The sequence below is a fragment of the Haloferax sp. Atlit-6N genome (genome assembly GCF_003383195.1).
Lineage (GTDB): Archaea > Halobacteriota > Halobacteria > Halobacteriales > Haloferacaceae > Haloferax > Haloferax gibbonsii.
Genome location: NZ_QEQJ01000112.1, coordinates 1 through 608, shown reverse-complemented (window position 1 = coordinate 608; position 608 = coordinate 1). Strand labels below are relative to the sequence as shown.

Below are 608 nucleotides of genomic sequence, written 5' to 3'. Positions count from 1 at the left end.
CAGACCTGGCCTCGGCGGCCGAGCGCGGCGCCGACGGGATCGGGCTGTTCCGAACGGAGTTCCTCTTTCTCGACCGGGAGTCGCCGCCGGGCGAAGACGAGCAATACGAGACGTACCGTGCGGCGCTGGAGACGTTCCCCGACAGACGCGTCGTCGTGCGGACGCTCGACGTCGGCGGCGACAAGCCCGTCGCGTACCTGGAACTGCCCGACGAGGAGAACCCGTTCCTCGGCGAGCGCGGTATCCGGCGGTCGCTCGGTCCCGACGCAGATCTCTTCGAGACGCAACTGCGCGCACTCCTGCGTGCGGCGGGCGCGGAGGCGGGCGGACAGCTGTCGGTGATGCTCCCGCTCGTCGCCACTGTCGACGAAGTTCGCGAGGCGCGCGAGACGATGGAGTCGGTCGCGGCCGACCTCGAATCCGAGGGCGTCGCCTACGCACTCCCGGAGTTCGGCGTGATGATCGAGACGCCCGCGACGGCGTTTCTCGCCGACGCACCCGTCGAGCACGTGGACTTCTTCAGCATCGGCACGAACGACCTCGTGCAGTACGTGATGGCCGCAGAGCGCGGCAACGACCGGGTGGCAGCGCTGGGCGATTACCGCCAG

1 protein-coding gene is annotated in these 608 nt (G+C 69.6%); it reads left to right on the top strand.

Features of this window, described 5'->3' with window-relative positions; genetic code table 11:
- A partial coding sequence (locus DEQ92_RS21445; RefSeq protein ID WP_147299553.1) for a putative PEP-binding protein occupies positions 1-608 on the top strand: 608 nt, incomplete at both ends.